The sequence below is a fragment of the Pseudarthrobacter sp. CCNWLW207 genome, assembly GCF_037203945.1.
Lineage (GTDB): Bacteria > Actinomycetota > Actinomycetes > Actinomycetales > Micrococcaceae > Arthrobacter.
Genome location: NZ_JBBCBS010000001.1, coordinates 172528 through 196374, shown reverse-complemented (window position 1 = coordinate 196374; position 23847 = coordinate 172528). Strand labels below are relative to the sequence as shown.

The 23847-nt window shown below is 64.1% G+C and carries 22 protein-coding genes and 1 tRNA gene; 16 read left to right on the top strand and 7 right to left on the bottom strand.

All coding sequences use genetic code 11. The annotated features are described in order from the left end of the window. The first annotated feature begins 3 nt into the window (after positions 1 to 3). The 15 genes from V9L17_RS00750 to V9L17_RS00680 all read left to right on the top strand — a co-directional run bounded on the left by V9L17_RS00750 (position 4) and on the right by V9L17_RS00680 (position 14768). Positions 4 to 423 (top strand): cytidine deaminase, encoded by a 420-nt coding sequence (locus V9L17_RS00750; protein ID WP_337346668.1) that lies wholly within the window; start codon positions 4 to 6, stop codon positions 421 to 423. Continuing rightward, positions 420 to 1733: a thymidine phosphorylase gene (locus V9L17_RS00745; protein WP_337350064.1), complete on the top strand. Its 1314-nt coding sequence runs from the start codon at positions 420 to 422 to the stop codon at positions 1731 to 1733. The genes V9L17_RS00750 and V9L17_RS00745 overlap by 4 nt, the downstream gene beginning before the upstream one ends. A 5-nt stretch (positions 1734 to 1738) precedes the next feature. Further along, positions 1739 to 2398 carry a DedA family protein gene (locus V9L17_RS00740; protein WP_337346666.1) on the top strand — a complete coding sequence of 220 codons (660 nt, stop codon included), beginning with the start codon at positions 1739 to 1741 and terminating at the stop codon, positions 2396 to 2398. A 179-nt stretch (positions 2399 to 2577) separates the two neighbouring features. Further along, positions 2578 to 3306, top strand: a complete 729-nt coding sequence (locus V9L17_RS00735; RefSeq protein WP_337350063.1) for a DedA family protein — start codon at positions 2578 to 2580, stop codon at positions 3304 to 3306. A gap of 39 nt (positions 3307 to 3345) precedes the next feature. Further along, complete coding sequence (locus V9L17_RS00730) at positions 3346 to 4491, top strand: adenosine deaminase (protein WP_337346664.1); 1146 nt, start codon at positions 3346 to 3348, stop codon at positions 4489 to 4491. Between the two features lie 61 nt (positions 4492 to 4552). Then, on the top strand, positions 4553 to 5149 hold the full coding sequence (locus V9L17_RS00725) for a MazG nucleotide pyrophosphohydrolase domain-containing protein (RefSeq protein ID WP_337350417.1): 597 nt from the start codon (positions 4553 to 4555) through the stop codon (positions 5147 to 5149). A gap of 130 nt (positions 5150 to 5279) precedes the next feature. Further along, positions 5280 to 6560, top strand: a complete 1281-nt coding sequence (gene eno, locus V9L17_RS00720; protein WP_337346663.1) for a phosphopyruvate hydratase — start codon at positions 5280 to 5282, stop codon at positions 6558 to 6560. Between the two features lie 156 nt (positions 6561 to 6716). Next, positions 6717 to 7379 (top strand): FtsB family cell division protein, encoded by a 663-nt coding sequence (locus tag V9L17_RS00715; RefSeq protein WP_337346662.1) that lies wholly within the window; start codon positions 6717 to 6719, stop codon positions 7377 to 7379. Positions 7380 to 7406: 27 nt separating this feature from the next. Continuing rightward, positions 7407 to 8078 (top strand): DUF501 domain-containing protein, encoded by a 672-nt coding sequence (locus tag V9L17_RS00710; protein ID WP_337350062.1) that lies wholly within the window; start codon positions 7407 to 7409, stop codon positions 8076 to 8078. Further along, the gene (locus V9L17_RS00705) at positions 8075 to 9022 is read left to right on the top strand and encodes a Ppx/GppA phosphatase family protein (protein ID WP_337350061.1); all 948 of its coding nucleotides are present in this window, start codon (positions 8075 to 8077) and stop codon (positions 9020 to 9022) included. The genes V9L17_RS00710 and V9L17_RS00705 overlap by 4 nt, the downstream gene beginning before the upstream one ends. A 74-nt stretch (positions 9023 to 9096) precedes the next feature. Continuing rightward, a complete protein-coding gene (locus V9L17_RS00700) occupies positions 9097 to 10470 on the top strand; it encodes a S8 family serine peptidase (RefSeq protein ID WP_337350060.1) in 1374 nt (457 codons plus the stop codon). A gap of 49 nt (positions 10471 to 10519) precedes the next feature. Next, complete coding sequence (locus V9L17_RS00695) at positions 10520 to 12016, top strand: NAD(P)/FAD-dependent oxidoreductase (RefSeq protein ID WP_337350059.1); 1497 nt, start codon at positions 10520 to 10522, stop codon at positions 12014 to 12016. Between the two features lie 136 nt (positions 12017 to 12152). After that, positions 12153 to 13097: an N-acetyltransferase gene (locus V9L17_RS00690; RefSeq protein ID WP_337350058.1), complete on the top strand. Its 945-nt coding sequence runs from the start codon at positions 12153 to 12155 to the stop codon at positions 13095 to 13097. A gap of 20 nt (positions 13098 to 13117) precedes the next feature. Beyond that, positions 13118 to 13191, top strand: a tRNA-Leu gene (locus tag V9L17_RS00685). 224 nt (positions 13192 to 13415) lie between these two features. Then, the gene (locus V9L17_RS00680; RefSeq protein ID WP_337346656.1) at positions 13416 to 14768 is read left to right on the top strand and encodes an ABC transporter substrate-binding protein; all 1353 of its coding nucleotides are present in this window, start codon (positions 13416 to 13418) and stop codon (positions 14766 to 14768) included. Between the two features lie 136 nt (positions 14769 to 14904). On the opposite strand, the gene V9L17_RS00675 is transcribed toward V9L17_RS00680, so the two are convergent. Genes V9L17_RS00675 through V9L17_RS00660 form a run of 4 tightly spaced genes read right to left on the bottom strand, consistent with a single transcriptional unit; the run spans position 14905 to position 19126 of the window. Then, complete coding sequence (locus V9L17_RS00675; protein WP_337346655.1) at positions 14905 to 15678, bottom strand: ABC transporter ATP-binding protein; 774 nt, start codon at positions 15676 to 15678, stop codon at positions 14905 to 14907. Further along, the gene (locus V9L17_RS00670) at positions 15675 to 16790 is read right to left on the bottom strand and encodes an ABC transporter ATP-binding protein (RefSeq protein WP_337350057.1); all 1116 of its coding nucleotides are present in this window, start codon (positions 16788 to 16790) and stop codon (positions 15675 to 15677) included. Before V9L17_RS00670 ends, V9L17_RS00675 begins: the two co-directional genes overlap by 4 nt. A 17-nt stretch (positions 16791 to 16807) precedes the next feature. Further along, a complete protein-coding gene (locus V9L17_RS00665) occupies positions 16808 to 17776 on the bottom strand; it encodes a branched-chain amino acid ABC transporter permease (protein WP_337346653.1) in 969 nt (322 codons plus the stop codon). A 9-nt stretch (positions 17777 to 17785) separates the two neighbouring features. Next, positions 17786 to 19126, bottom strand: coding sequence for a branched-chain amino acid ABC transporter permease (locus V9L17_RS00660; RefSeq protein ID WP_337346652.1), 1341 nt, complete (start codon positions 19124 to 19126; stop codon positions 17786 to 17788). 444 nt (positions 19127 to 19570) lie between these two features. Here V9L17_RS00660 and V9L17_RS00655 point away from each other — a divergent pair, with 444 nt between their 5' ends. Continuing rightward, a complete protein-coding gene (locus tag V9L17_RS00655; RefSeq protein WP_337350056.1) occupies positions 19571 to 20491 on the top strand; it encodes a Bax inhibitor-1/YccA family protein in 921 nt (306 codons plus the stop codon). Between the two features lie 107 nt (positions 20492 to 20598). Here V9L17_RS00655 and galK read toward each other — a convergent pair whose 3' ends face one another. The 3 genes from galK to V9L17_RS00640 are packed head-to-tail and all read right to left on the bottom strand — an operon-like array spanning position 20599 to position 23839. Then, a complete protein-coding gene (gene galK / locus V9L17_RS00650; protein WP_337350055.1) occupies positions 20599 to 21786 on the bottom strand; it encodes a galactokinase in 1188 nt (395 codons plus the stop codon). Then, positions 21783 to 22955, bottom strand: a complete 1173-nt coding sequence (gene galT / locus V9L17_RS00645) for a galactose-1-phosphate uridylyltransferase (RefSeq protein ID WP_337350054.1) — start codon at positions 22953 to 22955, stop codon at positions 21783 to 21785. The genes galK and galT overlap by 4 nt, the downstream gene beginning before the upstream one ends. After that, the gene (locus V9L17_RS00640; RefSeq protein ID WP_337350053.1) at positions 22952 to 23839 is read right to left on the bottom strand and encodes a DeoR/GlpR family DNA-binding transcription regulator; all 888 of its coding nucleotides are present in this window, start codon (positions 23837 to 23839) and stop codon (positions 22952 to 22954) included. The genes galT and V9L17_RS00640 overlap by 4 nt, the downstream gene beginning before the upstream one ends. Between the last annotated feature and the right edge of the window lie 8 nt (positions 23840 to 23847).

Sequence of the window (23847 nt, the reverse complement as noted above, 5' to 3'; positions counted from 1 at the left end):
GCCATGGAGACCCCTGCGAAGGGCACGAACCCCGTTGACTGGCCGGCGCTTGAAGCGGCCGCAGTAGCCGCCATGCACAACGCCTACGCGCCGTACTCGAAGTTCCATGTCGGGGCCGCGGCCCTTACCGACGACGGACGCATCGTCAGCGGCTGCAACGTGGAGAATGCCAGCTACGGACTGTCACTCTGCGCCGAATGCGCGCTGGTAGGCAACCTGCACATGACGGGAGGCGGTTTGCTCCGCGCCTTCTATTGCGTGGATGCCTCCGGCCACGTGCTGATGCCGTGTGGCCGCTGCCGCCAGTTGCTCTATGAGTTCCGCGCTCCCGGCATGGAGCTGATGACCACCCAAGGCATCAAGACGATGGACCAGGTGCTGCCCGATGCATTTGGCCCCCAAAACCTGGAGGACTGGACGTGACCCAAAGAACTGACGCGTTCGACGCCGTCGACATCATCCGCACCAAGCGGGATAAAGGCGTACTGAGTCCCGAGCAGATCGACTGGACGATCGACGCCTACACCCGCGGTGCAATAGCCGACGAACAGATGGCGGCACTGAACATGGCCATCCTGCTGAACGGCATGAACCGGGCGGAGATATCCCGCTGGACCGCTGCCATGATTGCCTCGGGGGAGCGGATGGACTTCTCCGGCCTGCGGCGGCCCGACGGCGGTGTGAAGGCTACGTCCGACAAGCACTCTACCGGCGGCGTGGGCGACAAGATCACCCTCCCGCTGGCGCCGCTCGTAGCCGTTTTTGGCGTGGCGGTACCACAGCTGTCCGGCCGCGGCCTGGGCCACACTGGCGGCACGCTGGACAAGCTGGAGTCGATTCCCGGCTGGCGGGCAGACCTGAGTAACGACGAGATGATGGCCCAGCTCCAGGATGTAGGCGCCGTGATTTGCGCCGCAGGTGCCGGGCTGGCGCCTGCGGACAAAAAGCTCTACGCCCTCCGCGACGTCACGGGCACCGTCGAAGCCATCCCGCTGATCGCCTCCTCGATCATGAGCAAGAAGATCGCCGAAGGCACGGGCTCGTTGGTCCTCGACGTCAAGGTGGGAAGCGGCGCGTTTATGAAGGACGAGGCCCAAGCCCGGGAACTGGCAGAGACCATGGTGGCCCTCGGGAAGGATGCCGGCGTCAATACCGTGGCGCTGCTCACCAACATGGGCACGCCCCTGGGCCTCACCGCCGGCAACGCCATCGAGGTGGAAGAATCCGTGGAGGTGCTGGCCGGCGGCGGGCCGGAAGACGTCGTCGAACTCACAGTCCGGCTGGCGGAGGAGATGCTGGCTTGCGCCGGCGTCCACGACGCCGACCCCCGGGCCGCGCTGAAGGATGGCCGGGCCATGGACGTCTGGGACCGCATGGTCCAGGCCCAAGGAGGGGATCCCCGGGCCAAGCTGCCGGTGGCCAAGGAATCGGAAGTCATCTACGCACCCGCGGACGGCGTGCTCGTTGAACTCGACGCACTGTCGGTGGGTGTTGCGGCCTGGCGCCTTGGCGCCGGACGTGCCCGCAAGGAGGACCTCGTCCAGGCCGGTGCCGGCGTCCGGATGCATGCCAAGCCGGGAGCCGTGGTGCGCGCAGGCGAACCGCTGATGACGCTGCTCACGGACACTCCGGAGAAGTTCGCGCGCGCCAAGGAAGCACTGGAGCACGCGGTGGTGATCGCTCCGGAGGGTTCCCGTCCGGCCCAACAGCTCATCATCGACCGAATAGCATAGGGACAATGCAGGCCATCAATGATTTCATCCTCGCCGCCGCCGGGCAGCCCTGGGTGCTGTTCCTCGTTCTGGCCTGCTGCGTCATTGATGGTTTCTTTCCCCCGATACCCAGTGAATCCGTAGTGGTGGGACTGGCAGCAGTGGCCGCCACCGCGGATGTCCCCAACCCCTGGCTGCTGATGCTGGTTGCAGGCCTCGGCGCCTTCTCGGGCGACAACATCGCCTACGCCATCGGGCGGAGGGTCGGGACACACCGCTGGTCCTGGATGCGCGGCCCCCGCATGCAAAGCGCCTTCCGCTGGGCAGGTGGGGAACTGCGGAAACGGCCTGCGTCGCTGATCCTGGTAGCCCGGTTCGTGCCGATCGGCCGCGTGGCAGTGAACCTCACCGCCGGCGTGACGCACTATCCGCGGCTGCGGTTCATCAGCCTGACCGTACTCTCGGCTACCCTGTGGGCCAGTTATTCGGTGGGCATCGGGCTGTTCTTCGGGCAGTGGTTCGAGGATAACCACCTGCTGGGCGCCGTCATCGCCATCGTCTGTGCCGTAGCACTCGGCATCGTTGTAGACCTCGTTATCAACCGCATCCGCGGGAGGGTGCCGGTGGTGGAACGGATGAAGGACCCCGAAGCCTCGGCCGACGGCGGGACTCCACCCAAGGACTGACGCGGCACCTTGCCGATATCAGCCCGCAGGACGACGACGGAACGGCCCGCCTGCCGCTAGGTTTGGAAGCGTACTTCCACGGCCGGGACGTAGCGAACGACGCCCTGGCCGTGGGACACTGAAGAGCGATTTCCGTCACTTTTGGCTGCGTCATTTTTTCGTCTAGGAGCAAGACCCGCGTGGAGTTTATCAATGAGGCCGTGCTCCATGCAGCGGGCCAGTGGTGGATTTACCCAGTTCTGCTGGTTTTCTTTTTTGTGGACGGCTTCGCGATGGTGGTCCCCAGTGAGACCCTCATCGTTGCGTTGGCAGCTTTTTCCCGCCACAGTGGGGAGCCCAACCTGTGGATCTTGGGCGTCACCGCACTGATCGGTGCCATCGCGGGGGACAACATGGCTTTCCTCCTGGGCCGCAGGATCGGCCTGGACCGCTGGAAATGGATGCGCCGCCCGAAGGTGCAGAAGGCTTTCGGCTGGGCGAGGTATGAACTCGAAAAGCGCGGGGCGGTCCTCATCTTCACGGCCCGGTACATCCCCTGGGGCCGTGTAGCCGTGAACTATGTGGCCGGGAGCACCGGTTTTGGGCACCGCCGGTTCTTCCTGCTGGATGCCTTCGCCTGCGTTACGTGGGTGGGCTATTCGATCGGCATCGGCCTCCTTGCCAGTTCGTTCCCGTGGCTCCACCACAACCCGCTGCTGAGTGCAGGCATTGCCGTGGTGTTCGCGATCGTCCTGGGCATCGTGATCGACCACGCCCTGCGCTGGTGGCACAAGCACCTTGCCCGCAACGACGCCGAAGTCGTGGATGAATGGCTCGACGGCGGACCGGACGGGGCCCAACCCCTGCCTGCAGGGTCTGCCCCGATCCTGGCCTCCTCGTCCGGGGACCCTGAGCCTGGCACCCAGTAGCGGCTGGCGTTGCGCGTCCGCCGACCCTAAGGTTGGTACGTGACTGAGCCCATTGTTGACGCTGCCCCTGCCATCGATTTCGACCTGAAGAGCCTGCCCAAGGTTTCCCTTCACGATCACCTGGACGGCGGCCTCCGCCCCGCCACCATCATCGAGCTTGCCGAGGCCGTTGGCCACACGCTTCCCTCCGATGACCCTGTGGCACTGGGCCAATGGTTCCGTGAGTCCGCCGACTCCGGCTCGCTGGTCCGCTACCTGGAGACGTTCGACCACACGGTGGCGGTGATGCAGACCAAGGAAGGCCTGTTCCGCGTCGCCAAGGAGTTCGTTGAAGACTTGGCCGACGACGGCGTGGTCTACGGCGAGGTCCGGTGGGCTCCCGAACAGCATCTTCAGAAGGGCCTATCCCTGGACGAAGCGGTAGAGGCTGTGCAGGAAGGCCTCGAAGCGGGCGTCGACGCCGTGGCCGAAACCGGCCGGGAGATCCAGGTTGGCCAGCTGATCACGGCAATGCGGCACGCGGACCGCGGCCAGGAAATTGCCGAGCTCGCTGTGCGCCACCGCAATAAGGGAGCGGTCGGCTTCGACATCGCCGGCGCCGAGGACGGCTTCCTGCCTTCCCGTTTCAAGGACGCGTTCACCTACCTGGCAGAGCACAACTTCCCCGCGACGGTGCACGCCGGCGAGGCCGCCGGACTGGAGAGCATCCAGTCCGCCCTGGTCGATGGCCGGGCTCTGCGCCTTGGCCACGGCGTCCGCATCGCTGAGGACATCATGGTGGAGTTCGACGACGAAGATGACGCTGAGAGCGATGAAGACAGCATCGGCCTGGTCACCCTGGGTGACCTCTCCAGCTGGATCCGGGACCGCGGCATCGCCTTGGAGATCTGCCCCTCCTCCAACCTCCAGACCGGGGCGATTGCCGGCTTCGGCGACGGCATCGAGAGCCACCCGCTGGACATGCTCTACCAGCTCGGGTTCAACGTGACCATCAACACCGACAACCGGCTGATGAGCGGCGTCACCCTGACTGACGAGTTCGAGCTCCTGGTGGAGACCTTCGACTACGACCTCGACGACCTCCTCGAGCTCACCCTCAACGCGGCGGAGGCGTCCTTCCTGCCCCTTGAGGAGAAGGAAGCGCTAGTGGAGTACATCAACGACGCCTACGCAAACCTTGGCTGACCAGACTCCCGTTGAACGGCTGCTGATTGTCATAGCCCAGCTGCGGGAACACTGCCCGTGGATGGGCGCGCTCACCCACAGGTCCCTGGTGGAGTACCTCCTGGAGGAGTCGTTCGAGGTCGCCGAGACCATCGAGACCGGCGCAGACGACTCCGAACTCCAAGGCGAGCTCGGCGATGTGCTGCTCCAGGTGGTGCTGCACGCCCGGCTCGCCCAGGAGCGGGGAAGCTTTTCGTTCGACGACGTTGCCCGCGGGCTGACGGCCAAAATGGTCCGGCGCAACCCGCACGTATTCCGGCCCGACGGCTCCCTGCAGGACAGCTTTCCGGCAACTGTCGAGGAGATTGTGCAGAAATGGGATGCCGTCAAGAGGGCTGAACGGCCAGAACGCAAGGACCCCTTCGAGGGTATTCCGCACGCGCTGCCGGCCTTGGCCAAGGCGCAGAAAGCGCTGGACCGGGCAGCCCGCTCCGGGTCCCCACATGCTCGGTCCCCGGAAGTCGAAACCCCCTCCGTGCAAACAGAAGAGGAGCTGGGCGAGTTGCTGCTCGCCGTTGTCGGCTCCGCACGCAGTCAGGGATTCGACGCCGAACGTGCCCTTCGGGGCGCTGTCCGGCGCTACCAGGCCGCTTATGAGGGCAGCAACGCGCCTTCATGACGTCCGGGGGTTGGATAGGTTTCCGTAACCTCCACCACTCTCGACTACTCTTGTCCCTGACGAGGACGTCGAGTTTTCCGCTAATTTTCCGCTGTCAGACTCCCAGTTATCGCCCATAAGGAGCATATTCATGGCGCTTATCGATGCCATCCACGCCCGCGAGATCCTCGATTCCCGTGGCAACCCGACCGTAGAAGTTGAAGTCCTGCTTTCCGATGGCCAGATCGGCCGCGCGGCAGTTCCCTCCGGTGCCTCCACCGGTGAGCACGAGGCTGTTGAGCTCCGTGACGGAGACAAAGGCCGTTACCTCGGCAAGGGTGTCCAGAAGGCCGTTGACGCCGTTATCGACCAGATCGCTCCGGCCCTGACCGGCTTCGACGCCACTGACCAGCGCAGCATCGACCAGGCCATGATCGACCTGGACGGCACCGCCAACAAGGGCAAGCTGGGCGCCAACGCCATCCTCGGCGTCTCCCTCGCCGTCGCGAACGCAGCTGCAGCCTCCGCTGACCTGCCGCTGTACAAGTACCTGGGCGGTCCGAACGCCCACGTGCTGCCCGTGCCGCTGATGAACATCCTCAACGGTGGCTCACACGCCGACTCCGACGTCGACATCCAGGAATTCATGGTTGTCCCGCTGGGTGCCGAAACCTTCTCCGAGGGGCTCCGCTGGGGCGTTGAGGTCTACCACGCCCTCAAGGCCGTCCTGCAGGAAAAGGGCCTCTCCACCGGCCTCGGCGACGAGGGTGGCTTCGCACCGAACCTGCCGTCCAACCGTGCAGCGCTGGACCTGATCCAGGAAGCCATCAAGAACGCCGGCTACACCCCGGGCCAGGACATCGCCCTGGCACTGGACGTCGCCTCCTCCGAGTTCTTCACCGACGGTGCTTACCAGTTCGAAGGCAAGGCACTGTCCGCCACCGAGATGAGCGCCTACTACGCCGAGCTCGTCGCCGACTACCCGTTGGTTTCCATCGAGGACCCGCTTGACGAGAACGACTGGGAAGGCTGGAAGACCCTCACCGACACCATCGGTGACAAGGTCCAGCTCGTTGGCGATGACCTCTTCGTCACCAACCCGTCCATCCTGCAGCGTGGCATCGACACCAAGACGGCTAACTCGCTGCTGGTGAAGGTCAACCAGATCGGTTCACTGACCGAGACGCTGGACGCCGTCAGCCTGGCCCAGCGCGCCGGTTACACCACCATCACCTCGCACCGCTCCGGCGAGACCGAGGACACCACCATCGCTGACATCTCGGTGGCCACCAATGCAGGCCAGATCAAGACCGGCGCTCCGGCCCGCTCCGAGCGTGTGGCCAAGTACAACCAGCTGCTGCGCATCGAAGAAGAACTCGACGACGCTGCCCGCTACGCCGGCCGCAGCGCGTTCCCGCGTTTCAAGGGCTAGTAGCCGCATAAACAACTGACCGGTGGTTATGGTTGAAAGACCATAGCCACCGGTTTTTGTTTCGCCGGGCTGTCCACCCGGCATAGTTTTGTTCAGCCGCGGGTTGTCCCGCGCAGACAGTTGCTGCCGCAGCAGGCCGCACGTTTCAGGAGTGTCATGGCTACCCGCCGTCCCAAAGTTCCCAGGGCCGCCACTCGGCCGCCAGCCACCACGGAGCCAGCCAAGGAAGCCGCGGGGAAAGCTGAGGTCATCCGGGCCGATTTCGGCGGGACCAAGGACAAAGTGGCCTCTGCCAAAAGCGCCGCCCCAGCAAACAGGGACACTCAGGCGCCGGCGACGAAGACGCGGGGGAGCGGCGTCCACCTTCCTGGCAAAGGCGGAACGCGGAAGGGCGGCCCCGCCAGGGATGCGGCACACGACGACGGCCATCCGGTCCCGGCCAAGGCCTTCTCCGGGCGGATGCTCGCGCTGGCCGTGGTCATGATTGCGATCACCATCATGCTGGCGCCCACGGTGAAGATCTTCTTCGACAAAAGGGCCGAAATCGCCGCCCTGAATGCCGACATTGCGGCCAGCCAGGCACAGCAGGACACCCTCCGGCAACAGGTTTCGCGGTGGCAGGACCCCAACTACGTGAAACAACAGGCCCGCGACCGCATTAACATGGTTATGCCGGGTGAGACCGGCTACTGGGTATTCGGCAGCGACTTGCCGGCCGGTAGCAGCAGCAGCCAGTCCGCTGCTGCAGCACAAGACCCCGCCGATCTGCCGTGGGTGGATTCCCTGTGGGAGTCCATCAGGCGTGCGGCCACAGACTGAACCAATAGAGGAAGGATGGCCGCGCCAGTGGAAGAAAACACGGCAACTGCGCCGGAGAAGTCCCGCCAGCCATCAGCGCACGATCTCGAAGTGCTTAGCCGCCAGCTGGGCAGGCCCGTCCGCGATGTTGTGGAGATCCCGGCGCGCTGCGTCTGCGGGAACCCGCTCGTGGCCGCCACCGCCCCACGGCTGGGCAACGGCACACCGTTCCCCACCACTTTCTACCTGACGCATCCCGTGATCACCTCAGCGGTCTCCCGGCTGGAGGCCGCCGGACTGATGAACGACATGAATGAGCGGCTGGCTGCCGATGAGTCGCTTGCCGCTGCCTACCGGTCGGCGCACGAAGAGTACCTGGTATCCAGGGCCGCAATTGGGGAACGCTCAGGAGTGGGCGCAGTCCCGGAGATTGACGGTATCTCCGCCGGAGGCATGCCCACCCGCGTCAAATGCCTGCACGTCCTCGTGGGGCACTCGCTGGCGGCCGGTCCGGGAGTCAACCCTCTCGGTGATGAGGCCATCGCGGACATTAGCGAATGGTGGACAGCGGACCGTTGCTATTGCGACGGCGCCTGGGACACCGCGGGCGAGGCCCCGGCCAAGGACCTGAGCAGGCACGGACCCCAAGGTCTGCCCGATATCGTTGGCCGTCCCGCACCGGTCCGCAAGTCCGCCAGCACTACGGAGGCAACACCATGAGCCGCGTCGCAGCCATCGACTGCGGGACGAATTCCATCCGCTTGCTGATCGCTGACATCGACCGCAGCAACGGGGACGTGAAACTGACCGATGTGGTCCGCGAGATGCGCGTTGTCCGACTGGGTGAAGGCGTGGACGCCACCGGTGAGCTCGCTCCCGCAGCCCTGGAACGCACCTTCGCGGCCACAGCTGACTATGCCCGGCTGATCCGCGACCACGGCGCCGGGAAAGTCCGCTTCGTCGCCACCTCCGCCAGCCGGGACGCGCGTAACCGCCAGGTCTTTGTGGACGGAATCCGTGACCTCCTCGGAGTCGAACCCGAGGTGATCACCGGCGATGAGGAAGCGGCGCTCTCCTTCGCCGGTGCCAGCAGTGTCCTGCCCATCCTCGACGGGGCCCAGGTATTGGTGGTTGATCTTGGCGGCGGAAGCACCGAATTCGTGCTCGGCACCGCCGACGGCGTCACCGCCGCCAAATCGGTGGATATCGGCTGCGTCAGGCTGACTGAACGCCACCTGAGGGAAGACCCGCCCACTGCTGAACAGATCGTCGCCGCGGAAGCCGACGTTGATGCCGCCATTACCAAGGCGGGACTGGACGTTCCGCTGGAACGTGCCACCGCCGTCGTCGGGGTGGCCGGATCGATCACCACCATCACAGCCCACGCGATGCGCCTGCCGGAATATTCGCCGGACGCGATCCACGGCACCGAACTGCCCATCGACGACATCCGCGGGGCGGCTACCGACCTGTTGGAGATGCCCAGGGCGCAGCGTGCCGCACTGCCGTACATGCATCCGGGCCGGGTGGACGTCATCGGCGCCGGCGGCCTTGTCTGGCGGCGCATCCTGGAACGGCTTCGCGGGCTCAGCGGCGGCCGGATCGTCACGGCCACTGCCAGCGAACACGATATTCTTGACGGTATTGCCCTGAGCATCAGCTGAGCGGCAGCAGCCAGGCAGTGTCAGTCCGACGCAGCCAGCCGCCCGAGTTCATGTCACCGACCATGGGACCCCAAATGACCAGAGCAACAGCCCGGCTCCGCCGGACCGCCTCCGCTCTCCTGGCGATGACCGTGGCAGGAGCCAGCCTGGCTGCAGGACTTGCGGTTGCGCCTGCAGCGCAGGCCGACGCCGAGCGCGACAAACAATACTGGCTGGCCGAGTCCGGCATCACGAAGGCCTGGGAGGTCTCGAAGGGTTCCGGCGTGAAGGTCGCTGTGATCGACAGCGGCGTGGACGGCCAACATCCCGACCTCAAGGGAGCCGTCGCCGGGGGCTACGATGCATCGGGGGCCGGAAATCCGGACGGGCAGAAGAGCATCGGCGCCAAGCCGGAACACGGGACGCTGGTAGCCACGATGCTGGCCGGCCGCGGCCATCAGCCGGCAGGCTCCACCGCCAGTCCAAGCCCTGCCCCCTCCGGTGCCGGACCGGCCGGAATCGTGGGCGTTGCCCCTGAGGCGCAGATCCTGTCAGTGTCCACCTGGCTGGGTTCCGCCAACCCTGCCGGGAAGAGCGATCAGGACCAGATCCCCGAAGCCGTCCGCTGGGCCGTGGACAACGGCGCCAAGGTCATCAATATTTCCCTGGGCAGCACCACGCCCCAGTGGCCACAGAGCTGGGATGCGGCGTTCCTGTATGCGGAGCAGAAGGATGTCGTTATCGTGGCCGCCGCCGGAAACCGGGTGGGCGGTAACCTCCAGGTCGGTGCACCGGCAACTATTCCGGGCGTGCTAACGGTGGCCGGGCTGGACCGCAAGGGTGTGGCAAGCGTCGACTCGTCCTCGCAGGGGATCAGCATCGGTGTGGCGGCCCCGGCGGAAAACCTGCTCGGGGGGATGCCCGGCGGCGGCTACGCCGAATGGGCAGGCACCTCCGGCGCGACTCCCATTGTGGCCGGAGTCGCTGCCCTGATCCGGTCGAAGTGGCCGGAGATGAGCGCAAAACAAGTCATCAACCGGATCGTCACCACCGCGAAGGACGCCGGCGCACCGGGCAAGGACCCGCTGTACGGGTTCGGCGTCCTCAACGCCGAGGCCGCGTTGAAGGATTCAGTTCCCGAAGCCGCCAGCAACCCGCTGGGCTCCATCTCGGACTGGATCCGCGTGCATCGCCGCGGCAACCTGTCAACGCCCGCGCCAGTGCCCACCACCGACGTCCCCAGCGCAGTACCCACCTTGCCCGAGGCCACAGTGCCCGCCGCAGAGGCTCCGTCGCAGCGTGACTCCGCCCTCGGCGCCGCCGTCGTTATTGGGTTCGCCGTTCTTTTTGTGGTCATCATCGCGGCAGCCGCGATCCAGCTGCGGAGGGCCGCCCGCAATCCCCGCCTGGCCCATGAAGAACCCGATACCGGGGTCCTGGACGCCGTCGATTCGGGAGGCAAGCCATAGCCGGGCAGTAGTTAGTGAAGATTTTCACAAAGTACTGTATTCTTAAACCATGGCAACCACCCCAGAGCTCCAGGACCGTCCCAGGGTACTCGTCGTCGGCGGCGGGTACGTCGGCCTGTACGTAGCACTCAAACTGCAGAAGAAGATCGCGAATGCCGGTGGCATCGTCACCCTCGTTGATCCACTGCCCTACATGACCTACCAGCCGTTCCTCCCCGAGGTAGCAGGCGGCAACATCGAAGCCCGCCACGCCGTGGTCTCCCACCGCCAGCACCTCAAGCAGACTGAACTGATCCAGGGCCGCGTCACCTCGATCGACCACGCCAACCGCACCGCCGTTGTGGCTCCCACGGACGGCGGCGAGAACTTCGAGGTTCCCTACTTCGACGTCGTCATGGCCGCAGGCGCCATCACCCGCACCTTCCCCATCAAGGGCCTCGCGGACAAGGGCATCGGCCTGAAGACCATCGAAGAGGCTGTGGCCCTTCGCAACAAGGTGCTGGAGCGCATTGAAGCAGCATCCACCATCACCGATCCCGCAGCACGCGCCAAGGCACTGACCTTCGTGGTGGTGGGCGGCGGCTTTGCCGGTATCGAGTGCATCACCGAGATGGAAGACCTCGCCCGCGCGGCGGTCAGGAACAACCCCCGCATCAAGCAGGAGGAAATCCGCTTCGTCCTGGTCGAGGCCATGGGACGCATCATGCCCGAGGTAACGGCCAAGCAGGCCGAATGGGTTGTGGAGCACCTCCGCAGCCGCGGCATCGAGGTCCTGCTGAACACCTCCCTGGACAATGCCGAGGGCTCCATCAAGCTCATCAACCTCCCGGACAAGACGCCAGCGCAGGACTTCGAAGCAGACACCCTGGTCTGGACTGCCGGCGTGCAGGCCAACCCGATGGTGCGCTCCACCGACTTCCCGCTCGAGCCGCGCGGCCGCGTCCGCACCCTTCCTGACCTGCGCATCGGTGGGGACGAGGGAATCGTCGAGAACGCCTGGGCCGCCGGCGACATCGCAGCCGTACCGGACCTCACGGGCAGTGGCCTGCCGGACGGTACGTGCGTTCCGAACGCCCAGCACGCCCTTCGCCAGGCCAAGCGACTCGCGAAGAACCTGTGGGCTTCCCGCTGGGACAAGCCGCTGAAGGACTACAAGCACAAGAACCTCGGTGCCGTGGCCGGCTTCGGCGAATGGAAGGGTGTTGCGAACATCAACCTCGTCGGCAGCATCGGCCTCAAGGGCGGCCTGGCCTGGCTCGCCCACCGTGGATACCATGGCATGGCAATGCCCACGTTCGAGCGCAAGTTCCGGGTGATCTTCAACTGGATCATCAGCTTCTTCGCGGGCCGCGACACCACGCAGCTGATCGACCTCGACAACCCCCGTGGCGCCTTCGTCGCAGCGGCCACACCGGCCCCCAAACCAGCCGCAGCCCCTGCTGCGCCTGCTGGTTCGGCGGCCGACGCGCCGCTGCCCGGTGCCCCAGGATCTGCGGAGAAGACCAAGGTCGACCCCCAGAAACCAGTCACCGCTGACGCCAAGTAGCTCGCGCGTCCCGGGCCACACGGTCCAACGCCCGACGGCGGCTGTCCCCTGCGAGGGGATGGCCGCCGTTTGCGTTGGTGGGCACTCCCGGAGTGCCCTGGCCGTCCGGACGGTCCGTCCTCATAGACTGGGCACCATGACTGGTGAAATGAACCTCCAGACCCTGTTGGCCTCCCTTCACCCGGTGGTACGCCAGGGGGAGTATGTCTACGTCCTGTGGCCCCACGGCAGGCCACTCGCCGCCGGAATCGAAGCCGCGGTGCGTGAGGCTGAAGGACTCACAGTGGTCCTTCCCCGGGAAGAGGCGGACCGCCTGGGCCTGGCCTATGACTTCGTGGCGGCGTGGATCACCCTGGAGGTGCATTCAGAGCTCGAGGCAGTGGGCCTGACTGCCGCCGTCGGAAAGGCACTGACCGAGGCGCGGATCAGCTGCAACGTGCTCGCCGGGTTCCATCATGACCACCTGCTGGTACCGGTCGCCGACGCGGCCCGTGCTCTCGAAGTCGTGGCCGAGCTGTCTGCAGAGAGCCGCCACCAGCCCAGACCGGAGCTTGTGCTGCGCAACGAAACGGAGGCTGACCGGGCCGCGATCCTGGCATTGACGGCAGAGGCCTTCGCCGTCTCGCCGGCCACCGGCCTGCCTGCGGAGGGAGAACCTGTTGAAGTGGAACTGCTCCGCCAGTTGTTCAAATGCGAGGAGTACCTGCCGGAATTCAGCATTGTGGGCGTCTTGGACGGCGAGGTTGTTGGCCACGTTATCAGTACGCGTGGATGGGTGGCCGGGCATGAGCTGCTGGGGCTCGGGCCGATTGGGGTGACGCCCAGGCTTCAGCGGCACGGCATTGGGAGCGCACTGATGAATGAGACCATCGCGCGGGCCAACGCTGCGGGGGAGAGCGGCATCGCGCTGCTTGGCAGCACCGAGTACTACCCACGCTTCGGCTTTGTGCCGGCTGCTTCCCTCGGTGTCCTGCCTCCCGAAGAGGCTTGGGCGGACAACTTCCAGCTCCTGCCGCTGGCGGTGTGGCCGGGGGGAGTTCATGGCACGTTCCGGTATGCCGCGCCGTTCGACCGGATGTGACGAGATACCATTGACCGGGCGCCCCAGTAGCCCAATTGGCAGAGGCAGCGGACTTAAAATCCGCGTGTTGCGAGTTCGAGTCTCGCCTGGGGCACAACTTCTCCCAATATCGCCGTCATTCTGCGCTGCGTAGCGTGTCTTCCTTGACCTCTGCGGACTGCCCGGTCCGGAGATTTCGCATATGCAACGACTGTTATAAGGATGTGACCTCAGTCACTTATATCCGCCTTGGATATGCACTAGCTTGAAAGTTAAATCAGGAACACCTGATCATCCGCATCAAAGGCCGTTCGCACCTTTCGATCCAGGAGATTGTCAATGATTTCACTTTCCCCGGCGGCACCCCGTATCGCAAAGCTCACAGCGCTTAGCGTCGGCGTCGCCTTTCTGGCTACAGCTTGTGGTGGTACCTCCACGCCGAGCTCGACGGAAACCACCACCGCACCTCAGGGCGCAATCTCTTGCCCGGCGGGTTCCGGTGCTGGCGCCAGCACCTCAGCCGCGGCAGCTCCCACGGGCGCTGTTCCGCCTTCCACAACCACCACGGACGCGCCGTTGAAGCTCGGCTCGCTCTTGCCCACGACCGGCAACCTGGCATACCTTGGCCCACCCGAAATCGCTGGTGTTAACCTCGGCGTTCAGGAGGTCAACGCAGCAGGCGGTGTTCTGGGTAAGCCAGTGGAAGTTATCCATCGTGACTCCGGCGACACCAAAACCGACATCGCCACGCAGTCCACTACGGCGCTGCTTGGTCAGGGAGTCAGCGCGGTTATTGGCGCAGCTTCCTCTTCTGTATCCAAGACCGTGATCGGCCAGATCACCGGGGCCGGCGTGCTCCACTTCTCCCCGGCAAACACCTCGCCGGACTTCACCACCTGGGATGACAAGGGCCTGTACTGGCGCACCGCACCCTCAGACGTGGTGCAGGGCAAGGTCCTGGGCAACTACATCGCTGCCTGTGGAGCACAGACAGTCGGAATGATCGTCCTGAACGACGCCTATGGAACAGGTCTCCAGAAGAACGTCAAGGAGGCCTTCGAAGGTGCTGGCGGCAAGGTCGTTGAAGAGCAGCTGTATAACACCGGCGACTCCCAGTTCAGCGCCCAGGTGGACAAAGTCATTGCTGCCAAGCCGGACGCTATCGCCCTGATCACCTTTGACGAGGCCAAGAGCATCATTCCATTGCTGACGGGCAAGGGGATCAAGCCAACGCAGCTGTTCCTGGTGGACGGCAACACATCCGACTACAGCAAGGACTTCCAGCCCGGCACCTTGAAGGGCGCGCAGGGCACCCAGCCCGGAACGTTCGCCAAGGCGGACTTCAAGAAGTCACTTCAGGCCATCGATCCGGCGCTGAAGGACTACAACTACGCCGGCGAGTCCTACGACGCCGTCAACCTGATTGCCCTGGCCTCGGAAGCGGCTAAGAGCACCAAGGGTGCCGACATTGCCAAGCAACTGAAGGGTGTCTCCGAGGTCGGTGAGAAGTGCAACACCTTCGCTTCGTGCGTCACGTTGCTCCGCAACGGCAAGGATATTGACTACGACGGCCAGTCGGGTCCGGTAACCTTCTCCGATGCCGGTGATCCGACCGAAGCCTACATCGGTATCTACCAGTACGATGACACGAACAAGCCGCAGCCAGTCAAGGAAGAATTCGGCAAGCTGTAAGCCGAGCCTTAACTGACGCTACAACGAAGGCCCCCGTCCACGGACGGGGGCCTTCGTTGTAGCCGGGCTGAGTCGGTCACAAAGAGGAGGGCCCTCGTTCAGAAAGCTCTGAACGAGGGCCCTCCGCTGTGCGGCTTTACTCCACCGTGTCGGCGAGGGTGCCCAGGTAGAGTTGGATGACCTTGGGATCCTTCATGAGCTCCCGTCCAGTGCCCGTGTAGGCATCCCTGCCCTGGTCCAGGACGTAGCCCCGGTCGCAGATCTGAAGGCATCGCCGGGCGTTCTGTTCCACCATAATGACGGAGACGCCTGCCCTGTTGATCTCATGGACCCGCAGGAACGTCTCATCCTGCTTGACGGGGGAGAGGCCGGCGGATGGCTCGTCGAGCAGCAGGACGGCCGGTTCCATCATCAGTGCCCGTCCCATGGCCACCATTTGGCGTTCACCACCGGAGAGGGACCCTGCACGCTGGGCCCGCCGCTTGCCAAGCTCCGGAAACAGGCTGACGACGAACTCAAACCGTTTGGAGAAGTCCTTGGGCCGCTGGAACATCCCCATCTGCATGTTTTCCTCGATGGTGAGGGTGGCAAAGACGTTGTTGTTCTGCGGCACGAAGCCCACGCCCTGGGTGACCAGCTTGTTGGCTTTTAGCCCTGTGATGTCCTTCCCGCGGACAACTACGTTGCCGGAATGGACTTTCACCAAGCCGAACATGGCCTTGAGCAGCGTCGACTTGCCTGCCCCGTTGGGTCCGATGATGCCGATCAGTTCGCCCTTCCGGGCTTCGATGCTGCAACCATTGAGGATGTTCACACCCGGAAGGTAACCGGCCACAAGGTCGGTTACCCTGACGACGACGTCATCCGCCGGCGCTGTCGTGGTGGAAGGGGCAGCGCTGGTGGCACTCATTCTTTGTCCTTGTCTGTGGTGCCAGCTTCTCTCAGGCCGGACTCGGGCGAAAGGGGTTCATCGGCGGCCGGAGCCTGGTGGGCTTCCGGGCTGAGGTCGGGTTGCTTAAGGTCTGCGTCTTTGGCCTCGGTGGTCACTGCATCAACAGCGATGATGCCAGCGTTTTCCGTACCCACAATCGATTCCTCGTCGGCTTCAAGTACTGCTTCGAGTTCCCTGATGCCTTCAGTGTCACCAAGATCGACGTCGTGGTGGGCTCCCAGGTAAGCGTCAATAACAGCAGGGTTCTTCATAACATCGGCAGGGGGACCCTCCGCCACAATCTTCCCCTCGGCCATGACAACAACCCAGTCGGCAATGTGCCTGACCATGTTCATATCGTGTTCCACGAACAACACGGTCATACCTTCAGCCTTGAGGTTCTTGATGTGGTCCAGCAGCGACTGCGTCAAAGCCGGGTTGACGCCGGCCATCGGTTCGTCCAGCATCACCAGCTTGGGCCGGACCATCAGGGCACGCGCCATTTCGAGCAGCTTGCGCTGGCCGCCTGACAGTGAAGCCGCGTAGTCATCTTTCTTGACGTCGAGCTTGAACTTCTCCAGCAGGACGTCCGCCTGGGCCGTAATTTCCTTCTCCCGGCCGCCCCAAATCCCCTTGAACAGTGCCTTCGACAGCCGTTCGCCGGGCTGGCTGGAGCCGCCAAGGCGCATGTTTTCCATAACGGTGAGCTTGCCCATGACCTTGGTGAGCTGGAAAGTGCGCACCATGCCCATGCGGGCCAGCTTGTACGAGGAGACACCCTCGATGTTCTTTCCTTCAAACTGCCATTTGCCGGAGTTGGGCGTATCGAAGCCGGTAAGGAGGTTAAAGAGGGTCGTTTTGCCTGCCCCGTTGGGGCCGATCAGCGCGGTGATTTTGTGCCGTGGGATCTCCAGGTACTGGACGTCGACGGCGTTGATGCCGCCGAAGGTTCGGGTGACGTTCTCGGCCACCACGATGGGGTCCCTCTTCTTGCAGCCCGGGGCGATGTCCCCGGCGGCAATCGGACTGGTGTCAGTCATATAGTCGATGGCTGCGTCGTTGTGTGCTGTGCTGTGTACATTTTCATTCATTGAATGTGCACCGTGACTCATGCGAATGCCAGCTCCTTCTTATTGCCAAAGACGCCCTGCGGCCTGAAGATCATCAACAGCATCAGGGCGATGCCAACAAGGATAAAGCGCAGCTGGCCCGCCTGGACTGTGGTCAGCCAGGTCACCGCGCCGGATTCAATAAGGCCGGACAGGATGCCCTGTGTCAGGGACAAGACCACCCAGAAGATCATGGCGCCGATAACAGGCCCCAGGACGGTGGCCATGCCGCCCAGCAGGAGGCATGTCCAGAGGAAAAACGTCAGCTCGGTGCCATAGTTCGCGGGCTGGACTGCGCCGCGCGGAAGTGTGAACACCATGCCGGCGAGGGCGCCGAGGACACCGCCGATGATCAGCGCCTGCATCTTGTAGGCATAGACGTTCTTGCCAAGGGAACGGACAGCGTTCTCGTCTTCCCGGATGCCCTTGAGCACACGCCCCCAGGGGCTGCGCATCAACAGCCAGATGACAAGGCAGCATACGACCACCAAGGTCCAGGCCACGACCCGGATGAAGAAGTCGCGGTTATTCATGCCCAGGTAGGACCCTTCGGGGAAAGGGTTCATGGAATAGAACCCACCCTCAAAGGCACCCAGGCCGTCTGCCGAACCTGTCACTGCATCCATCTGGTTGGTGGTTACGACGTAGCGGACAATTTCGGCTGCGGCGATAGTAACGATGGCCAAGTAGTCAGCCCTTAGCCGCAGGGTGGGGATCCCCAGCAGCAGGGCAAACAGGCAGGAACTGACGACCGCGATGAGCAGACCAACAAAGAATGGCACCCCGAAAGACAACGTCGAGATGGCAAAGCCATAGGCGCCCACTGCCATGAAGCCGGCCTGCCCAAAGTTCAGCAGGCCGGAGTAGCCGAAGTGAACGGCCAGTCCGAGGGCTGCAAGGGCATAGGCAGCCGTTGTCGGGCTGAATATTTCGCTGGCAGCGCTGGAGAAAACGAATCCGTAGTCCATGGCGGCCTCCTAACCCACACGCTCACGACGGCCCAGGATGCCCTGGGGACGAAACAAGAGGACAACAATCATGATGAACAGTGCTCCCACGAATTTCAGATCGGCGGCGAGGCCGAAGACGGTGGTCAGTTCCACGAAAATACCGACGATGAGTGACCCGATCAGGGCCCCGAATACAGTCCCGAGGCCACCCAGGGTGACGCCGGCGAAGATCAACAGCAGGATTTGCGAGCCCATGTCGAACGTCACGCCGGGCCGGTAGTACGCCCACAGGATGCCGCCAAGCGACGCCAGCATTCCGCCTGCTACCCAGACGATGCGGATCACGGAGTCGACGTCGATGCCCGATGCCGCCGCCAACGCCGGGTTATCTGCCACCGCGCGCGTGGCCTTTCCCAAGCGGGTTTTGAGCAGGATGACGCCGATCAAACCTATGACAATGGCGCTGATGACGAGGGACCACAGGTTATTGGGCGAGATGGACACAGGCCCAAGCTGGATCTCGCTCGACTGGGCGAATGGCAGTTGCTGGGTGGCACCACCGAAGTAGAACTGGATGACATAGCGGGCGGCCAACGCAAGGCCGATGCTGACGATCATCATGGGGACAAGGCCCGTCCCGCGGGCGCGCAGTGGCTTCCACAGGCCTGCGTCCTGGATAAAGCCGGACAGGCCACCGATCAAGAGCGCCAGGATTCCGGCGAGCCAGAAGGGCAAGTTCATCGCGCTGAGGCCAAACATAGCTACGGCGCCCAGCGTGACCATTTCACCGTGGGCAAAGTTCGTCAGGCCTGTAGTACCGAAAATTAGTGATAGTCCCACGGACGCCAACGCCAGCAGGAGGCCGAAGCTCAGGCCAGCCACCAGGCGGTTGAGCAGGTTCTGGGCGAAGTTCTGCTCCTGGACCACAATTCCCTCGCCAAAAGTGAAGATCACCGAGAGATTGGAAGTCTGGCTGAACGAGACGTTGCGGGGGTTCTCCTGGCCCTCGGCCAGCTTGATTCCCTCGGGAAGCGTGGACTCATCCAGCTCTATTTCATAGGTGCCTTGGACGGGCACTCCGATAGTCCACGCGCCATTGGCGCCGGATTTTGTGGTTCCGGTGAAATCTCCGCTTTTGGCAGTGATGGTGACATCTGCGATGGGTGCACGTTCGTCATCCCGAAGGAATCCGCTGATGCTGTTCTGGAATACCGTCGGTGACGGGGATGGTGTCGGTGACGGTGTAGTGGCTTGCGACGCGGGCGCGACGACGAGCAGGATTGTGACAATGGCCGCGAAGATCGCGCCCACAGCCTTGAGCAATCTGCCCCGCCGCTGGTGCAACAGGCCTCTCGGTGTGCTTTTCAAAATAGAAAACCTCCGCTTGGGGGTGGTCTCGGCTGCGCCTTTGCAACCGCTGCGAACGAAGCCGGGCAGACGATGATGCGGTGCTGATATCAGCAATCGCTGCAAATCTGTGATTTTCGTCACCCGGCTTGGCCTTATGTTACAGCGCTGCAGGGGCGAAAAATGCCGCCCGAAGCGGCCTTCGGGTAGCGATCAGATAACAACTGTGTAGCAGGACCTGCCTCTATCGTTAGGCTGACTAAAGAAACTTTTGTTGATCCCCGGTATTTCTTAACATTCGGTCCGCCCTGCCGGGATTGTCGTCACCGGCTTCGGACAACGTCCCATGTCACAGTTAGGTTGCTTCCCTCAAGGGCGGGGAACTTTCGGCGGCGGTGAGGCGTGGAAATTGGTAACGTGAATCATAAGGTTCAGCACCCACCCCTTACTTGGAGGACACCAGCAATGGCACTTGGCGGAAACCCGATCTTCAACGGAAAGAATTTCCGTGAAGCGACGCAGGCGCCGCCTGTCCCGCAGGCGCCTTACGGGCAGGCACCTTACGGCCAGCAGCCCTACGGCCAGCCTTATGGACAGCAGGCGTACGGCCGCGCACCCGGCCAGGTCATGGACGGCCAGGGCGGCTACGCTGCTCAAAACATGACCAACGAGCAGCTGCAGCAGATGTACAACCAGCCGGCCGCGGGTCCCGCGGACACTGGCCGGATGACCTACGACGACGTCATCGTCAAGACGGCCGCCTGCCTTGGAGTGCTTCTCGTCGGCGCAGCGGTGACAATGTTCGTCAGCATGGGCCTCGCGAGCATGCTGATGATCGTTGGTGCCCTCGGCGGCTTCGTTCTGGCACTCGTCAACACCTTCAAGAAGCAGCCGTCACCTGCGCTGATTCTCGCTTATGCCGGCCTTGAGGGACTCTTCCTCGGCGGTCTCACCCGCGTACTGGACACCATGTACCCGGGGGTTGGTCTCCAGGCTGTCATCGGCACCTTGTCCGTCTTCACCGTGACGCTGCTCCTGTTCAAGAGCGGCAAGGTACGGGCCACACCCAAGGCCATGAAGTTCTTCATGATCGCCCTGGTTGGCTACGCACTGTTCTCGCTGGTCAACCTCGTCATGATGATGACCGGTCTGACGACTGAGCCCTTCGGTCTGCGCAGCGGTATCATTGGTGTCGTCATCGGCATCCTGGCCATCGGCCTGGCTGCGTTCTCCCTGGTTATGGACTTCACCAGCATCGAGGCAGGGGTCCAGAGCGGCGCTCCGCAGCGCTTCTCCTGGACGGCAGCGTTCGGCCTCACGGTCACGCTGGTGTGGCTTTACGTGGAAATCATCCGCTTGCTCGCTATCCTCCGGGGCGACGACTAGCACCCAAGCCGGCAGCCGCCGTCGTACGTTAAACCTAAAAGGAGAGGGTCCCCGCCTGGTGCGCATAGCACTGGCGGGGACCCTCTCCTGTTGTGTCTCTGAGCGCCTTACGAAAGGCGCATCGCTCCGGCGGCCGGGGTGACGGTAAAGATGTCGGGAGCCTTGTGCCCGGCCTCGGAAAAGGCGCGTTCGACGGCGGCGCGCACCTGCTGCTCCACCTCTGCCGGGGTGAGGGCAATGGCGGCCCCGCCGAAACCGCCGCCGGTCATCCGGGCTCCGATAGCCCCGTTGGCGCGGGAGATGTCCACAGCCAGATCCAGTTCCGGGCAAGAGATCTCGAAATCGTCCCGCATGGAGGCGTGGCTGGCGTCCAGCAGGGCGCCGATGGAACCCGGGCCCTCGCTGGCCAGCAGCTCGACGGTCTGCAGCACACGGTCGTTCTCGGTGACCACGTGGCGCACGCGCCGGTAGGTGACCTCGTCCAGGAGCCCGGCTGCTTCCTCAAGGTCCGCCACGCGGACGTCCCGGAGCGCTTTGACGCCCAAGACCTGAGCACCCAATTCGCAGGAGGCCCGGCGTGAGGCGTAACCGCCGTCGGCGTGGGAGTGGGAAACCTTGGTGTCGATCACCAGCATCACCAGCCCGGATTGCTCGGCTTCAAAAGGAACCAGCTGGACGCTTTGGTCGCGGCAGTCCAGAAAGACGGCGTGGCCCTTGGATCCGCGCAGGGACGCAGACTGGTCCATGATGCCCGTGGGGGCGCCCACAAAGTCGTTCTCTGCGCGCTGGGTGGCGAGGACCATCTCCTCCGGTTCCAGTCCGGCTCCCGTGATGTCGTTGAGCGCTGAGATGACTGCGCACTCGATCGCGTGCGACGAGGACAGGCCTGCGCCGAGCGGAACGTTGGAATCGAGGAGCAGGTCCAGTCCCGGAACCGCGATGCCGCGCTGCTGAAGGGCCCAGATGACCCCGAGGGGATACTTCGTCCAGCCCTTGGCCGAGGCGGCTGCGATGGTGCCAAGATCGGCATTGACTACGCCCTGGTCACCGTACGTGGACAGGAGCCGGATGGCGCTGTCCGGCCGGACTGCCACGGCCACCCGGGCAGTCTTGTCGATGGCGAACGGAAGCACAAAGCCCTCGTTGTAGTCGGTGTGCTCGCCGATCAGGTTGACGCGGCCCGGCGCCTGCCAGACGCCGTCGGGAAGCCTGCCGAACTCCCGCTCAAAGCGGGCGGCAAGGTCCGCGGCAGTGGGCGGTGCCTGGGTGGTCAGCGGGTCAGGGGCGGCGCTCACGCATGTGCTCCTTCAGGTAGGGCCCCCAGAGGGACGGCGGTAGTGGCTGCGGGCGAGGGGGTGGACTCCGGGACGCTAACGGCGCGGAGCCGCTCCGCCACGCTTTCGGGCGTGGTGTCGTTGATGAACGCGCCCATCGCGGCTTCGGAGCCTGCCAAGTACTTGAGTTTGTCGGCTGCCCTGCGCGGTGACGTCAACTGCAGGTGCAGGTAGCTGGCCGGCCGCAAAAGGTCGTCCAGGGGGGCTTGGTGCCAGGCGGAAATGTACGGGGTGGGCGTGGGGTAGAGGGCGTCGAGCCGTTTGAGCAGGTCCAGGTAAACATGCGCCAGCTCATCCTTTTCCTCGCCGCTCAAAGCTGCCAGGTCGGGTACCTGCCGGTGCGGTACCAGATGGATCTCCAGCGGCCAGCGGGCAGCGAAAGGCACGTAAGCGCTGAAGTTCTCGCCCTCCATCACCATCCTGCTTCCGTCCTCCCGTTCAGCCCGAAGCAGCGACCCGGTGAGGGTCTGCCGGCCGTCGGACCCATCGTAGAACTTGCGTGCCGCCGCGCCCAGGACCCCGGCCCTCGGAGTGATGTACGGGTAGGCATAGATCTGTCCGTGCGGATGGTGGAGGGTGACGCCGATGTCGGCCCCCCGGTTCTCGAACGGGAAAACCTGTTTGATTCCCGCCATCTTGCTGAGCGCCTCAGTTCGGTGCGCCCAGGCCTCCACGACTGTGCGGGCCCGCTCCTCGCCCAACCCGCTGAACGACCCCGTGTGCTCAGGGGTGAAGGACACCACCTCACAGCGTCCATACGCCGGGCCGGTGGTTCCCCATTCCGGGGCGGCCGGTATGGGACCCAGGTCCGGGCCCAGTGACGGGAAGCGGTTTTCAAACACCACCACGTCGTAGTCCGGCGCGGGGATCTCGGAGGGGTTATTCGGTGTGGTGGGGCAGATGGGGCACTGATCTGCCGGGGGCAGGTGCGTACGCGACTGCCGGTGGGCCGCAACGGCGACCCACTCGTCCGTGAGGGCATCGAACCGTACTTCGCCTGGCTCGCCCCGCTCCGGCAGCGGCCGGTGGTCCGTGGTCGTTTCCGCCGTGCGCGGCTTCGGTGTTGCGGCGTCGTCGAAATAGATCAGCTCCCGGCCGTCGGCGAGTTTCGTACTGGTGATACCTGTCATGGGGCTTTTCCTTTGGGTACTGGTGGCTGGTACTGCCGGGGATCAGGGCTGATAACGCTGGCCGGTTCCGCATGGCCGTTACGGCTGTTCGGAAGCCGTACTGTCCGAACCTCGGAAACGGCTTTTCGGAGGGCGGCAAGGGCTCCGGTGGATGCGGCGCGGATTCCGCTGTCGGTGACCAGGATGTGCACCGCGGACAAGGGGCAGATGCCAGCCAGGCCGACGACGCCGTACTTGCTTGAGTCTGCGAGGACCACCAGGCGCGAGGACGCCCTGACCATGGCGGCATTGACCTCGGCTTCGAGAAGGTTGGGCGAGGTGATCCCCGCCTGGAGATCCAGTCCGTGCGCGCCCATAAAACAGAGATCGGCGGCAATGGTGCTGACGGCCTGAACGGTCAGCGGACCAACGAGGGCCTCTGACGGTGTCCGCTCTCCGCCCAGCACGAGGGTCCGGATGCCGCTGTCCTCTCCCGTTCCTTCCCGGGCAGCAAGCGAACTGGCCACCATAACCGAGTTGGTGGCAACGGTGAGATCGAAGTTCCGGGGCAGCATCCTTGCCAGCTCAAACGTTGTGGTTCCGCCCGAAATGAGCAGCGTCATGCCGGGCCGGACCAACTTGAGTGCCTCGGCCGCGATGGCTGCCTTAGCAGGCTGGGCGAGGGCGGACTTGTTGGCGAACCCGGGTTCGAGCGCGCTGAAGCTGTCCGTTCGAGCGGCTCCTCCGTGGACCCGCAGGACCAGGCCGCCGGCATCGAGGGCGTCGATGTCGCGGCGGATGGTCATTTCCGAAACGTCGAAACGTGCGGCGAGGGTGGCCACCCGCACGGTTCCCTCGTTGTGGACCTCTTGGAGGATCAGATGCTGCCGTTGTGCTGCAAGCATCACATCCC

Bases quoted from the DNA above. Each gene is read 5' to 3' on its own strand.
- V9L17_RS00750 (WP_337346668.1), top strand. From the start codon at position 4: ATGGAGACCCCTGCGAAGGGCACGAACCCCGTTGACTGGCCGGCGCTT.
- V9L17_RS00740 (WP_337346666.1), top strand. From the start codon at position 1,739: ATGCAGGCCATCAATGATTTCATCCTCGCCGCCGCCGGGCAGCCCTGG.
- V9L17_RS00725 (WP_337350417.1), top strand. From the start codon at position 4,553: ATGGGCGCGCTCACCCACAGGTCCCTGGTGGAGTACCTCCTGGAGGAG.
- eno (WP_337346663.1), top strand. From the start codon at position 5,280: ATGGCGCTTATCGATGCCATCCACGCCCGCGAGATCCTCGATTCCCGT.
- V9L17_RS00715 (WP_337346662.1), top strand. From the start codon at position 6,717: ATGGCTACCCGCCGTCCCAAAGTTCCCAGGGCCGCCACTCGGCCGCCA.
- V9L17_RS00705 (WP_337350061.1), top strand. From the start codon at position 8,075: ATGAGCCGCGTCGCAGCCATCGACTGCGGGACGAATTCCATCCGCTTG.
- V9L17_RS00700 (WP_337350060.1), top strand. From the start codon at position 9,097: ATGACCAGAGCAACAGCCCGGCTCCGCCGGACCGCCTCCGCTCTCCTG.
- V9L17_RS00695 (WP_337350059.1), top strand. From the start codon at position 10,520: ATGGCAACCACCCCAGAGCTCCAGGACCGTCCCAGGGTACTCGTCGTC.
- V9L17_RS00690 (WP_337350058.1), top strand. From the start codon at position 12,153: ATGACTGGTGAAATGAACCTCCAGACCCTGTTGGCCTCCCTTCACCCG.
- V9L17_RS00680 (WP_337346656.1), top strand. From the start codon at position 13,416: ATGATTTCACTTTCCCCGGCGGCACCCCGTATCGCAAAGCTCACAGCG.
- V9L17_RS00675 (WP_337346655.1), bottom strand. From the start codon at position 15,678: ATGAGTGCCACCAGCGCTGCCCCTTCCACCACGACAGCGCCGGCGGAT.
- V9L17_RS00670 (WP_337350057.1), bottom strand. From the start codon at position 16,790: ATGAATGAAAATGTACACAGCACAGCACACAACGACGCAGCCATCGAC.
- V9L17_RS00665 (WP_337346653.1), bottom strand. From the start codon at position 17,776: ATGGACTACGGATTCGTTTTCTCCAGCGCTGCCAGCGAAATATTCAGC.
- V9L17_RS00655 (WP_337350056.1), top strand. From the start codon at position 19,571: ATGGCACTTGGCGGAAACCCGATCTTCAACGGAAAGAATTTCCGTGAA.
- galT (WP_337350054.1), bottom strand. From the start codon at position 22,955: ATGACAGGTATCACCAGTACGAAACTCGCCGACGGCCGGGAGCTGATC.
- V9L17_RS00640 (WP_337350053.1), bottom strand. From the start codon at position 23,839: ATGCTTGCAGCACAACGGCAGCATCTGATCCTCCAAGAGGTCCACAAC.